Source organism: Runella sp. R5_40 (assembly GCF_057652295.1).
In genome coordinates this window covers 154,213-167,142 of sequence record NZ_JBYFCH010000005.1, presented here as the reverse complement: position 1 = coordinate 167,142, position 12,930 = coordinate 154,213, and the positions used below count along the sequence as shown (strand labels likewise).

Below are 12,930 nucleotides of genomic sequence, written 5' to 3'. Positions count from 1 at the left end.
AAAAATAGTACATTTCGCTGGCTATAAAATTATTTTCAGCGAAATGTGTAATAAAAATGCCACATTTCGCTGGCTATAAATCGTTTATTCTTTCCTAAACCGATACAAATACGGTGCTTTATTCTGAGCACCCGTAAATTTCTTTTCGAGGCGTTCGAGCACGTTAAGATCGAGCATTTTCTTTTGGAAATTGTTGCGGGCAAAAGGTTTGTCATACACCGCCTCGTACAATTCTTGCACTTCACGCATGGTGAACGTTTCGGGTAAGAGATTAAAGCCAATGAGCTTTTGGTCAAGGTTTTGGCGGAGAGCTTCCAGCGCGGCATCGACCATTTCGTTGTGATCCATAATCATCTTGGGCAACTCTTTCACATTGTACCAATCTACGGAAGCATCAAGCATTCCTCTGCGAGGGCTTACTTTGTTGATGTCCACCAAGGCATAATAGCCAATCGAAACAAAGCGTTTGGAGAGCCATTGGAAGCTGCTTTCGTCTAAAATCCCTTTACTCAGCCATTCTGCTTTCATGTTGTTGAAACCCTCAAAGATTTCGTGGTTGATGCGGGTCGGTTCCCCAAAAACGCGATATTGCTCTAGGTAAATATCCGTAAGCCCCGTGCGCTCTTCCAAAATTCGTTGAGCGGCCAAGTCAATGCTTTCTTCTTGCTTGATAAATCCCCCAGGCAACGTCCAGACGGAGTGAGGGAGGTCAACTTTAGAAACTAACACCTTTAATTCTAATTCTTGATAACCAAAAATAACACTATCAATAGAGAGTTGGCGAATAAAATGGTCTTCGTCGAATAACTTCATGGGGCGTAGTTTTAGGAATTGGTAAATTTCAAATTAGGGATACATACACAAACTAAACATGAAAGTTACACTTTTGGCAGGCTTTCAAATAATTTACGGCTATAAAAAGCTCATTTTCATTTATCCCTGTATTTTGCCGTTTATAAAATATAACTCTTCAAAGACAAAATAATGCAAAAATTATTGTCTTTAAAATAGACAATAAAAATTTTTATTCTATACCTTTGTTGTGTTATACATCTAACGCATTCGTAACCAGTACTTCTATTCGCCCAAAAAATTACCTCAATGAAAAAAATCATCAAAATTGTACTGGGAGTCATCGTTGGCTTGGTGGTACTCTTGAGCGCCGTGGCGGGAATATTCCTTTACAAGGTTAAAAACGGATTTCCTGTGTCTTACGAGACCGAAGCGCCCCAAATCACGTTCCCAACGGATAAGCCTGCCATCCTGCTTTTTTCAAAAACGACAGGATTTCGTCACGGAGCGTCAATTGATGCTTCAAAGCCTGTGATTGCTGACTTGGCCAAGAAAAACAATTGGTATTTGTATGAAACGGAAGAAGGAGGGGTATTTAACGCTCAACAGCTGGCGAAATTCAGCGTAGTAGTGTTCAACAATTCGACGGGCGAGGTCATTAACGACGAGCAAAAACGAGTGCTGGAACAGTACGTGGAGAACGGTGGCAGCCTGATGGGGATTCACGGGGCTGGCGACGACTCACACCATTGGGATTGGTACGAAAAACATTTGTTAGGGGCGAAGTTTTCGCACCACCCCCTTGATCCACAGTTTCAAATGGCCGATATTTTACTTGATACGCCCAAAGACAGCCTCTTCAGTACATTAGTGCCCAAGTGGTCTAATTCGGACGAGTGGTACGTATTTTTTGAAAACCCCCGTAAAAAGGGCTTCAACATCGTATATACCATCAATGGCGAAAGTATCAATCCTAGCGGAAATATGTTGTTTGTGTCCACCAAAAACTTTGGCATGGGCAAAGACCACCCCGTGGCATGGTACAAACAAACGGGAAAAGGCAAAACTTTTTACACCTCAATGGGACACAACGAAACCGCTTGGCAGAATACCAATTTTGTGAAATTGATTGAAACGGCTTTGCAGTGGAGTGCCAAAAAATAACCTCAATAAAAATTTAACCTATCAGTAACGTTTTAATTAGTGTACCAATTTATGAAACAAGTAACTAGTAAGGGTAAGTGGGTGTTTACACAAGCGGCAGTGATGTTGTTTAGTGCGGCTCACTTGATGGCTCAAGCCCCTAAGGCCAGTGAGGCGAAGGAAAAAGCCGCTAAAGTAACGGATGTGAAAGAAGTGCGCCCCGAAGAAAACCGTTTTACCAAGGTGGTGTTGGAAGAAAAATTGGATGAACCAATGGAGTTGACCGTCCTTGATAAAGACAGGGTGTTGTTTATCCAACGTAAAGGGGAGATTCGTTTGTACAACAACAAAACCAAACAGCTGAAGACCATTGCCAAACTTCCCGTTAGCCTAAAATATGTCAATCGAGAAGGGAAAGAATCGGTGGCGGAAGATGGCGTTTTGGGGTTAGGCAAAGACCCTAATTTTGCTCAAAATCAGTGGATTTACTTGTACTATTCGTCAACAAAAGGTTCTTACAATGTGCTTTCTCGCTTTACGATGAAAGGCGACGAACTGTTGTTGGATTCGGAAAAAGAAATGTTGAAAGTCGAAACCCAGCGCGAAGAATGCTGTCATACAGGTGGCTCGATTGACTGGGATAAGGCTGGAAATATGTACCTTTCGACGGGCGATAATACCAACCCTCACGCTTCAAATGGATACAGTCCAAGCGACGAACGTCCAGGCCGCAGCCCTTGGGATGCCCAAAAGTCAAGTGCCAATACCAACGATTTGCGAGGTAAAATCCTCAGAATTAAACCCCAAGCGGACGGGACTTACACGATTCCAGAAGGGAACCTTTTTGCTAAAGGCACGGACAAAACCCGCCCTGAAATTTATACGATGGGTCACCGTAACCCATTCCGCATTTCGGTTGACCAAAAAACGGGTAAGGTGTATTGGGGAGATGTAGGCCCTGATGCTTCTAAGCCAGACCCCAATCGTGGTGCGGCAGGTACGTGTGAGTTTGGGCAAGCATCAAGTGCTGGAAACTACGGTTGGCCGCATTTTGTGGGCAACAACCAGCCGTACAACAAATTTAACTTTGACACCAAACAATCGGGTGAAAAGTGGGATGTATTTAAACCAGTTAACAATTCGCCCAACAACACAGGATTAGTACAGCTGCCTCCAGCGCAAGGAGCGATGATTTGGTACAGCTACGCCAAAAGCGAAGAGTTCCCGCTGTTGGGGGCGGGTGGCTGTAACCCCATGGCTGGACCCGTATATAACAAAGACAGATTTGCTAAAGCTGAACGCGCATTTCCGAGCTACTACGATGGTAAATTTTTTGCCTACGAGTGGATGAGAGGCTGGATTATGGCGGTAAGTTTTGATAAAGACGGAAACTACGCGTCTATGGAACCATTTATGCCAAGTTATAAATTTAGCAATCCAATGGACATGGAGTTTGCCGAGAATGGCGACATGTACATGCTTGAATACGGTTCAGGTTGGTTTACAGCCAACGACGACGCGCGCCTGATACGTATAGAGTATAACGGTGGCAATCGGAAGCCAAAAATTGAAATGGTCGCCAACCAAATGGGGGGGGCTGTGCCGTTCAACTTGAAACTTTCTTCAAAAGGAACGTCGGATGCGGACGATGATGTGTTGAAATACACGTGGAAAATTACCTCCAAAACGGGTTTTACAAAAGTACTCACTACGCCAGATGCTAACCTTACGCTCGCAAAGGCGGGCGTTTACAAAGCCACTTTGACGGTTGATGATGGAAAAGGCGGCGTGAATTCGCAGTCGATGGAAATTACGGCTGGAAACGAGCCTCCTGTGTTGAGCCTCGACATGCCTAAAAGCAATAAGTCGTTTTACGTTTCCAATAAACCGTTTAACTACGACATCAAAGTCAATGACAAAGAAGATGGTTCGTTGGGTAAAGGCATCGAAGCCGAAAATGTGGCAGTAAGTATTGATTATCTTGCCGAAGGCTTCGATAAAAACATGATTGCCATGGGACACCGTTCGGCGGATGCAAATGCCTTGGTCGCGACGGGTAAAAAACTCATCCAAGCCAGCGATTGTATGGCGTGCCATAGTGTCGATAAAAAATCAATTGGCCCAACTTACCGTGACGTAGCCAAGAAATATAAAGGTGACAATACGGCGCTGGAGCGTTTGACCAAAAAGGTCATTTCGGGAGGAAGTGGGGTATGGGGAGAAACTGCCATGGCTGGACACCCACAACTTGCTACGGGCGATGCCTCCGAAATGGTGAAGTATATTCTGAGTATTTCGGATGAAAAACCAAAGTCATTGCCAGTAAACGGTACTTACCTTGCCAAAGCACCTGCGTCGGATAAAAGCAAAGGCGTATATATCGTTCGGGCAGCGTACGAAGATCAAGGGGCGAACGGCGTGCCTGCGCTACGCTCTGAGCAGACGTTCTTTCTTCGTAACTCGAAAGTGGACCCACATACGTTTGACGAGTACAACGAGGTCAATAAAATGTCGTTTGGAGGCAATAACCTAGCGATTCCTTCAAAACCAGGTGCCTATATGGGGATGAAAGAGGTCGATTTAGAAGGAGTGTCGGAAGTAATCATGTTGGCGTCTGCACCTAAACCACAGGTAAATGCAGCGGGTGGATTGGTTGAGTTACGTCTTGATTCTCCTACGGGAAAATTGATTGGTAAATCGGAGTTTTTGGAGCCTTCAGATAAAATGGACTTTGCCCCAAAAGTGCTTAAAATTCCAATAGCTGAGCCTGTCAATGACCGTAAATTACACAATGTATATGCCGTATTCCAGAATCCAAAGGCCGATGCCGCCACGCTGATGGTTGTGTCGGGCGCGGAGTTTAAATTGCCAAGTATAGAAGCGGTGGAGGTAGAGCAACCGAAAGAAGCAGCGGCACCAGCCGACTTTTATGCGGGTAGCTGGGAAACGACCGTGATTGGTACTCCGCAGGGGGACGCTGTTATGGTGTTGAACCTAGAACGGAAAGACGGTAAACTAACGGGTACCATCAAGCCAAAAACGGGGGATTTACCTGCCGAAACCCTTGAAAAAGTAGAAGAAGCTGACGGTAAAATCATGATTTACTTCAAAATGTCTGGTTTTAACATCAACGTAAATCTTGAAAAAGTTGACGCTGACAATTTGAAGGGCTCCATGATGGGCATGTTTACCACTAAAGCAACACGTAGAAAGTAACATCAATTTAAACTCAAACTCAAATACAATGAAAAAAGCAATCGTATTGATTCTCGCACTCGTGGGTGGTATCGTATCAGAAAGTGCTGCACAGGCCGATTATTGGGTGGGCAAATGGGAGTTTTTTGTCAAAGAAACTCCGCAAGGTGACGTAAAAATGACAGGAAATTTGGTGCGCAAAGACGGGAAGTTGACGGGCGACTTGACGCCAATCACTAGCCAAGCGACCGAAAAAATTGCCATTAGCTCGATTGAAGAAAGCGGGGATAAAATCGTATTATTTTTCTCGGCGGCTGGCTACGATTTGAATTTGGCCCTCAATAAAGTGGACGGAGATAACCTCAAAGGATTATTGGCCGATTCGTTTGAAGCATCGGGAAAACGACTAAAAAGCAATGATTTCTTTGCAGGGAAGTGGGAGATTGTCGTTGTAGGTACTCCAAATGGTGACGCAAAGTTTATTACTGAGCTTGTTCGTAAAGAAGGTAAATTGGCAGGAGATTTGAAAATGACGGCGGGAGATGCTAAAGAAACAATACCTGCGAAAGTGGAAGAAGCTGAGGGGAAAATTACCCTTTACTTCTCTGCTCAAGGGTACGACGTCAACGTTGAATTAAACAAAGTAGATGACGATAACCTCAAAGGCACGCTCATGAATATGTTTGAAGCGAAGGCAAAACGGGTGAAGTAACTAGCGTAAGTAATTTTTAAAAAAGCCGTCACCAAGAGCATTTTTGCTGGGTGACGGCTTTTTATGTTCAAAATAGGTTAAGAAAGTACAGAATTTCCGATGGAGTCTTTAAAGATACAATACTGTAAATAATTGTTTGCTTGAAGGTCTTGGTAGGTCATTTTAAACTCCAACTGATTGAGCACAAATTGAGTAATCGAAATCGTTTTTAGGGTATTGTTTCTATTCATTTTTAAGTCGTTTTTGGGGTCACCACTTCCACCGTGGTGATGAAAATCAATTACTTTTTGGGGAACAATGGCTTGTTGCTTAAATTCATCAAACCACTGTTCGCGGGCGCTGATAATGTCAGGCGAATAAAGCGTAACGGAAGACCAAATACGCGGCAAAGTAGCATCAAGCGAGGTACAAAAAAGGCGGGTGCCGTTCCAACGTACTTCGGTGAGGGTAAGGTCAGTTGTACTTTCAATGATAACCAACGTGAACGGCTCAATTCCTTCAAAATCATACTGTTGGGTGAAATTGTTGACATCCAAAAAGGTGAAAAAATCCAATACTACCTTTCCCCGGCTTTGTTTGTAAGGTGGCTGAGGAACGTGTTTTTCAAAGCCGCCATTGAGCAAGCACAAGGTAAAATCGCCGCTGCTGGCAATCCACGTACCACCACCTTTGGGGTCTTTTGGAAAAAAAACTTGCTGCCCGCCAATGTGGTATTTTTTGGGAGGAATGGCGGGCTTGCGCGACACGGCTTCGTCACGGTTAGAGGTGAGAATAAACCCGTTGTCTTGGTATGGAAAGTAAGTTAAAACGCACATTTGTAATTCAAAAAAAGGGTTAATGACTAACTGACAATTCTTGTTTGTGACGAATGGTAGAATAAGCTACTCCAAAATCAGAATCAATTGGTATGTGTTTAAAATTCACCTGAATACCCACCCGAATTAAGGCAAAATGATGAATGGAATGTTCGACCATATACACCAATTCGCGTAAAAAATTGGTCTCAATTAATTCGAAGTTATCATCGTCAAAATTCACTTTTAACTGAATCGGAAAATATAAGTCAGAAGTAGTATGAATACTGTGAGTAATTTCCCCAATAAGCTGCAAAGTGTAGCCTAGATTAGTTTCAATGAGCAGGTTTCTTTTTCGGGCATCGTAGTTGATAATACCCGTTGAAAATCCTTCAAATAAACACTGAAAAAATTCGATGGTATGCCTGACGTGCTGCCCAATACTACTTTCGTTCAAAACGGGAAGTTTTTGCGTGTATTCGTCAGTAGTTAGTTGAGCAAGCAGGTCGTGCAATTGCTTTAGAACGGACAAAGAAGCGTTGATTGTCATCTTATTGTTGCACATTTAAAGTAATAGAAATGGTAGCTACATCGCCTAAAAGCGAACTTTTTTCCCCGATTTCGTACTCTACTCGGTTGAGTTGAAAGGTACTTTTCATTTGGGCCGTGGTGCCATTTTGGACGAATGAAAAGGGAATTTTGATGATTTTGGTCGTTTTCTTTAGCGTCAGACTAAACGTACCTACGTAATCGTTTTCCTTTGCCGCTTTCTCAAACTTCTGCGAAACCATCGTTATTTTGGGGTACTTTTCTACGTCAAAATACTCATCACTTCTCAAGTTTTTATCCCTGATTTTTAGGTCAGTATCAATCGTTTTTGCATCAATGCTTGCTTTGATAGTGGCGTTGGAGAGGTCTTTTGGGTCAAAAACGACCGTTCCCACAAATCCTTTAAAGGAGCCATCGGCAGTAGCGCCCAAGGCGTGTTTTATTTTGAAAGTGATTGAGGCTGAGGTAGGTTTCCAAACTTGCGCTTGAGTAGTAAAAACGACCAAGAACAATGCCTCCAAGAATATATTTTTTGCTAACGTCAAAAGCATACAGAAAGGTTTTAGAAAAGTGAATAGGAAACGGCTAAGAAGGGTAATAGCGCTTTATGTCTAAATCGGTCATTTTCAAAAGTTAAAAGGCGTTCGGCTTTGTATTCTAAAAATTGAAAACTCGCTCCACCCCGAATCGCAAAACGTTTGTTGACCCAATAACGCGCGTACAGTTCAGAGTTTAAACTGCCAATGTCGCTGTCGCTTATCAACAATAAATTAAAAGAAGTAGGTTTGGCACTTTGAAGGCTACCGTTGAGCGATTTTGATTCGCTGGCAACGAACTTTCCAGATTGTTTACCTCCAAATGAAACTCCAAAAGCGTCAATGTTAAAACCTACGTCTAATTTTGGGAAACTGTATTGCAGCGTAATTGTACTATTTAAACTTCCAACGGCCGTTTTTGTTAACTGTAATGTGTCGATATTACTCAAAATATTTTCTGTAAATAAAGCCACAATACTTTGAGAACCAGATGTAAGTTTAGCGGGAGCAGTAAGGTAGTTTTGCTGTCCGCTAAAAAATGTGTTGAAACGAACTCCCCAGCCTATTTTAAAACGCTTGGATTTTCCAATACCGTAGAGCTGTTGGAATGATGCGGAAGGTGATACTCCCGCCCCAAATGCCGTAGCGAAATCGACATTAGTTTGTTTTTGGGGAAAGTTATACTGCGCCGATAACGACGTACTTATAAGAAGAAAAATTGCTATTTTTTTCATGTTTTGAAACTTGTTTGAGCGGGTTGTGAAAAGTTCGAAATGCACGTTATTTTAATTGGGCAGCGCCAAACAAAACTGAAAACTGCTTGCACCAAATCAGCACGTGGTTTTGTTTTTGAAGGTTGGCATTCACAGGAATAGCAACCGAACTATTGCCGTTTTTAACCTCGTTTGTTACTTGGATAAAGTTGCTAACTGATTTGTCTTCAGCGAGATAAATCCGCAGGTCGGGGCCAGCGTCGGTTTTGAAATTTTCAAAAACCAACGTACGTTTTTTGTCTTTGTCTTCGTAAACTCGCACTGTTCCCGATGTGGGATGAACTGCGCTTTCAAACGTACCCTGATAAAGGAGCGTTTGGCCAGTAGCATCAAATGAATTGGGATTCATCATCATCACCGTTTCGACGGGCGTCGTTGCGGTATTTGTTTGAACAGGAACGGTTTCTTGTTGACACGAAACCAAAGCGAGCGCAAGTGAGATAATTGTCAGTGTAGTTTTCATGATTATTTGTTTTTATGTTACAAATATCACTGTTAACACTGACCTGAATTGTCGGCTAGACGACCTATTGAACGTTTTTTAGGCTACTTTTTTTAGAATTATTTCCGTACGAGAATAATCCAAAATTCCTTGTTCTTTCAACTCATTAAAAAGCTGAGTGACCGTCTGACGAGTGCTACAAATCAAACTCGCGATGTCTTGATGCGTAAGGTAATTTTTTAGGATAATTTCGTCAGAATTGGCCATCCCTTCTTTGGAAGCCCACTCTTCTAAAAAGCTTTTAAAACGCGTCCGAACGTCTTTAAACATCAGATTGGCGTACTTATTTTGAAGCCGTTTAAAGCGAAAACCCATCCACTTGGTATAAGACAAACTCAGTTGTGGATTTTTTTCTAATAACTTTTCAAAATCATCCATTTTAAAACTACAACAAATCACACTATCAGATACCGCCACGGCGTATTCGTCTGATTGGGATTCAGTCAAGGTAAATTCCCCAAAAATATCCCCTTTTTGAAGCACATCTTTGACAACCTCATTGCCTTTATCGTCGATTTCAACAATTTTTAACGTCCCTTTTTTTAGAAAATACACGCGGGTATTTTCGTCGTGCGAAAACAAAATAATTTCTCCTTTCTTGGCCGATTTGAAGTTTGAAATCATGCAAATGGATTTTAATTCGGAAGAAGAAAGGACGCTGAAGAGCTTATGATCGCGCAAATACCAGTATTTTGTATCGAGATTCATGGGAAGGTTAAGAATATTCTAAGCCAATATACAAAGTCTATTTAGCATCAACAACATTTTACATCAAATGCGTTTTTACAATTCCCCAGACTTCACCCAAGGGTAGGGGAGCCACTCCGCTTTTTTGGTTGATGATACTAATGGTTGCGCTTCGTTTCCAGTGCCAACACAAATCACGGTAGGCTTGCCAAAGCCGATAGCTAGGGTCATAAATGTGTCCAGGGTCGGAGCTGACGCCGTTTAACTCCATGATTTTGATGTTTTTTCCACGGTACAAATCGTCCAAACTGGCGACCTTTAAGTCGAACCTTCCGTAGTAAAATCCCGAAAAATCTTTACTAACGTCGTTGAAAACAGTATTCAATTGTTTATTAATCAGGTGATTAACGTTGACGAATTTAGTGCCTCGACAGTGGTTTCCAATGGGTTCCAGCAAACGAATTTCACCTTTGGCAGGGATTTCATCCAGTTGATTTCCCAGTTTGGCAGAAAGAGCCGTTAACTGAAATCGAGCACGGTTTGATTGATCGATTAACTCCCGAACCGTTGAACTGCCATCCCCTATGACCTTCAAAAACTCCTTCATGGTCAGCGACGACACTCTTCCCATTTTTTCATTGGGCAATCGGCTGAAAAGTACTCCCAACTCAATGGAATAGTCAATAAATTCCTGAAGAATGTACGCATCATTGGCTTGGATGTGATAGACTTCCAATTGACCGATGTTCTCAATCTTCGCCACATTTGTCCCTCTTTCGCCAATGTTCGGTTTGGCAATGATAGGGAACTGTAAGTGGTTGCTTTTCAGTAATCTAAGGGTTTCTTCAAAGGAGGTCTTGTGGGCGATAAACACCGTGGTGGGTAAATACGCGGGGTTGATTTTGCGGAGAATGTCAATTTTGCTTTCTCCATAAAATCCCCCTGCTTCTATCCCTGGATTGACGGCAGTAAAATAGGTAAAAGAACGTGATTTGAGGGCCAAATACACCCAATACGGAGCCATTGGCAGGTAAAAAAGCCACCAAGGCCAGTATTCGTAGTTGAAAGTTTTGACTAGAAAAAGGGGGAGTTTCATGTTAGTTGGCTGGAAAATACGTGTGAACGAACTGTTGTGCTTGTTTACGGTGTAAAACTTGAATGATGATAGAAAGTTTTAAGACAACAACGGCCAAAATAAACAGTTGACCACCATCGCCTTGGGATTCGATGCCAATCACCAACAAGTGAGAGGCTATTGCGCCCAGCATCAGCCCCGTGGCCAAAAAACCTCCCAAAAACGCGGTTGAAGGGAGTAATAATAAAATGCCTGTTATCAATTCCAGTACGCCCGTTGCTATTCTTCCCCAAGGTTCAACCCCCAATTTGGTAAACAACGCCACCGACTCAGGATGTGCCGTAAATTTAAAATAAAGGGTTTGTAATAAAATGCCCGCGGCAATTATTCGTAAAATCCACGAGATGATAGCTGTCGTTTTCATGTTAGTAGTCGAGGTTTAGTGAAAAAAAACAGTCCAGCTTTTGTCGGCTTTGGACTTGAGAGTAGGCTCGTCTTTGTTCCATTTAGTCAAAGTATTATTTGTCCAAGAGTGGTAAAAGAGGTACAGTTTTCCGTTTAAAATTTTAAACGTTTCGGGGTCGATTTCGACTTTTTCGCCCGTAGCACCCATGGCATAGGCACACCAGCCGCCGTATTGGGGTTCGTATTTTTTGGGGTCTTTGACAAACAACTCTTTGTTGGCTGCGCTAGAAAAACGGTAGGTAACACCCTCAAAAACAGCAGTAAGCTGCTTATTTCCTTCGGCTGCTTTGTTTTGGTTAAAATAGGCGACAGGGTCGTACCCTTGAATTGCCAACCCGTTTTCAAGGTTAAATTGCTTCGAGCGCTGTAACGCCTGACTATATACGAATAGGGGGGCAACTACCAACAGGATTAGAAAAAAATGCTTTGTTTTCATGGGAGGTCTGGGGGATAAATTAATTGGATTTGTTCAACGTTGGCCAGTATTCGTTGGCTTTTTGAATGCGGGTTGGAACATCTTTTGACCATAATTCTTTGACTTTTTTGCTGTAATTCAAATACAGTTTTTGGTCAACGATGGTCCAAGCGTTTGGGTCGGTAGGAGATTTGTGGTTTTCACTGACCCCGTAGGCGCAGTATCCGCCAAATTGGGGGGCGTATTTTTCAGGGTTGGCCTTGAACGCCTCCAGATGCTCAGACGAACTGAATAGCCATTTGGCACCCATCCATTCAAAAACGAAGGATTCGCTGCCTTCAACGGCTTTGCTATCAGTGAAATAGGCGACGGCGTCGTGGCCATTGATGGCGATGCCGTTTTTCTGGAAAATAGCTTTTTCTTGGGCAAAACTAACGGCCGAAAATAAAAAGAAAAGTAGGGTAAACTGGGCGATACGATTTTTCATGTGAATTGTAATTAGATGGTAATACTTGATTGTTTACGTTGGAAGTTGCTGTTAGAGAGGATGATAAGTCTCAATCTTGATACAAAGGTGCAAAGACGTTGCGTAGCGAATTGTCGGTGAGCCGACAATCAGGCCAAGATTTTAAAAGTTTGGTACAAAGACATCCCGATAAAAAACAAACCAATGAGTTTATTCATCGGATAGCGATGTAAAAAGCGGTACAAAGTTGTTTGGTAACGTTCGGCCAAATACGCAAAGAGTACTAAAATGAGGAAAGCACCTAAAGCTGCGCCAAACACAAAAGAGAATTTTGCCCCAAACGTATCAAGGCTAAAATGAGAGTGGAGGTATATCAAGAAAACGACCCAAAATGGTAAAAGTTGGGGGTTGAGCAAACCACTCAAAAAGCCTTTTAATGCTTCCACAGGTTGGGTAGAGCGGATGGCAGCATTGCGTTGTACGGGGGTTTTGATAAAACTGTAAACACCGATAACGAGAAAAAAAGGAATAATTGCGACTTCAAGGGTTTGAAAAACAGTTTGATGTTTTGCTAAAAAGCCTTGACTTTGCAGGGCTATCAGCGTATAAATGATTTCGGGCAAGGTGCCGCTTATAGCCACGCAAACCCCCGTTTTGAAGTTGTGGGAAAGGGTGGCGTTAACAACGGCCAAATTGACGGGGCCAGGATGAATGGAACCCATAAAACTGATGAGCGCCGTCAGCGAAAGAATAGCAAGGGATTCGGACATACCTTTGTTGGTTAATGAAACAAAGGTAAAGTGGAGCTCCCTGCCGAATTGTCGGT

At 42.7% G+C, this 12,930-nt stretch carries 15 protein-coding genes; 3 read left to right on the top strand and 12 right to left on the bottom strand.

The features are described 5' to 3' along the window. Window positions 1-84 precede the first annotated feature (84 nt). Complete coding sequence (locus AC23N5_RS11930) at window positions 85-813, bottom strand: NUDIX hydrolase (protein WP_487755753.1); 729 nt, start codon at window positions 811-813, stop codon at window positions 85-87. Window positions 814-1,101: 288 nt separating this feature from the next. Between AC23N5_RS11930 and AC23N5_RS11925 the strand changes: the two genes are divergently transcribed. Genes AC23N5_RS11925 through AC23N5_RS11915 form a run of 3 tightly spaced genes read left to right on the top strand, consistent with a single transcriptional unit; the run spans window position 1,102 to window position 5,842 of the window. Then, window positions 1,102-1,956, top strand: a complete 855-nt coding sequence (locus tag AC23N5_RS11925; RefSeq protein ID WP_487755752.1) for a ThuA domain-containing protein — start codon at window positions 1,102-1,104, stop codon at window positions 1,954-1,956. Window positions 1,957-2,007: 51 nt separating this feature from the next. Continuing rightward, window positions 2,008-5,151, top strand: a complete 3,144-nt coding sequence (locus AC23N5_RS11920) for a PQQ-dependent sugar dehydrogenase (protein ID WP_487755751.1) — start codon at window positions 2,008-2,010, stop codon at window positions 5,149-5,151. A gap of 28 nt (window positions 5,152-5,179) precedes the next feature. Continuing rightward, window positions 5,180-5,842: a hypothetical protein gene (locus tag AC23N5_RS11915; protein ID WP_487755750.1), complete on the top strand. Its 663-nt coding sequence runs from the start codon at window positions 5,180-5,182 to the stop codon at window positions 5,840-5,842. A 77-nt stretch (window positions 5,843-5,919) separates the two neighbouring features. Here the strand turns inward: AC23N5_RS11915 and AC23N5_RS11910 are convergent, their stop codons facing one another. The 11 genes from AC23N5_RS11910 to AC23N5_RS11860 all read right to left on the bottom strand — a co-directional run bounded on the left by AC23N5_RS11910 (window position 5,920) and on the right by AC23N5_RS11860 (window position 12,874). Beyond that, window positions 5,920-6,657: an NRDE family protein gene (locus tag AC23N5_RS11910; protein ID WP_487755749.1), complete on the bottom strand. Its 738-nt coding sequence runs from the start codon at window positions 6,655-6,657 to the stop codon at window positions 5,920-5,922. Window positions 6,658-6,676: 19 nt separating this feature from the next. Continuing rightward, a complete protein-coding gene (locus tag AC23N5_RS11905) occupies window positions 6,677-7,186 on the bottom strand; it encodes a DinB family protein (RefSeq protein WP_487755748.1) in 510 nt (169 codons plus the stop codon). A gap of 1 nt (window position 7,187) precedes the next feature. Beyond that, entirely contained in the window at window positions 7,188-7,736 is a 549-nt protein-coding gene (locus tag AC23N5_RS11900) for a YceI family protein (protein WP_487755747.1), read from the bottom strand. A gap of 11 nt (window positions 7,737-7,747) precedes the next feature. Beyond that, window positions 7,748-8,455 carry a hypothetical protein gene (locus tag AC23N5_RS11895; RefSeq protein ID WP_487755746.1) on the bottom strand — a complete coding sequence of 236 codons (708 nt, stop codon included), beginning with the start codon at window positions 8,453-8,455 and terminating at the stop codon, window positions 7,748-7,750. 46 nt (window positions 8,456-8,501) lie between these two features. Beyond that, window positions 8,502-8,957 (bottom strand): DM13 domain-containing protein, encoded by a 456-nt coding sequence (locus AC23N5_RS11890; protein WP_487755745.1) that lies wholly within the window; start codon window positions 8,955-8,957, stop codon window positions 8,502-8,504. A gap of 78 nt (window positions 8,958-9,035) precedes the next feature. After that, window positions 9,036-9,704 (bottom strand): Crp/Fnr family transcriptional regulator, encoded by a 669-nt coding sequence (locus AC23N5_RS11885; protein WP_487755744.1) that lies wholly within the window; start codon window positions 9,702-9,704, stop codon window positions 9,036-9,038. Between the two features lie 58 nt (window positions 9,705-9,762). Continuing rightward, window positions 9,763-10,779, bottom strand: coding sequence for an ATP-grasp domain-containing protein (locus tag AC23N5_RS11880; protein ID WP_487755743.1), 1,017 nt, complete (start codon window positions 10,777-10,779; stop codon window positions 9,763-9,765). 1 nt (window position 10,780) lies between these two features. Then, on the bottom strand, window positions 10,781-11,182 hold the full coding sequence (locus AC23N5_RS11875; protein WP_183976158.1) for a DoxX family protein: 402 nt from the start codon (window positions 11,180-11,182) through the stop codon (window positions 10,781-10,783). A gap of 15 nt (window positions 11,183-11,197) precedes the next feature. Continuing rightward, window positions 11,198-11,659: a YHS domain-containing (seleno)protein gene (locus tag AC23N5_RS11870; protein WP_487755742.1), complete on the bottom strand. Its 462-nt coding sequence runs from the start codon at window positions 11,657-11,659 to the stop codon at window positions 11,198-11,200. 19 nt (window positions 11,660-11,678) lie between these two features. Beyond that, window positions 11,679-12,125, bottom strand: coding sequence for a YHS domain-containing (seleno)protein (locus AC23N5_RS11865; RefSeq protein WP_183976161.1), 447 nt, complete (start codon window positions 12,123-12,125; stop codon window positions 11,679-11,681). Between the two features lie 128 nt (window positions 12,126-12,253). Next, window positions 12,254-12,874 carry a LysE family translocator gene (locus AC23N5_RS11860; protein ID WP_487755741.1) on the bottom strand — a complete coding sequence of 207 codons (621 nt, stop codon included), beginning with the start codon at window positions 12,872-12,874 and terminating at the stop codon, window positions 12,254-12,256. Window positions 12,875-12,930: the final 56 nt, after the last annotated feature.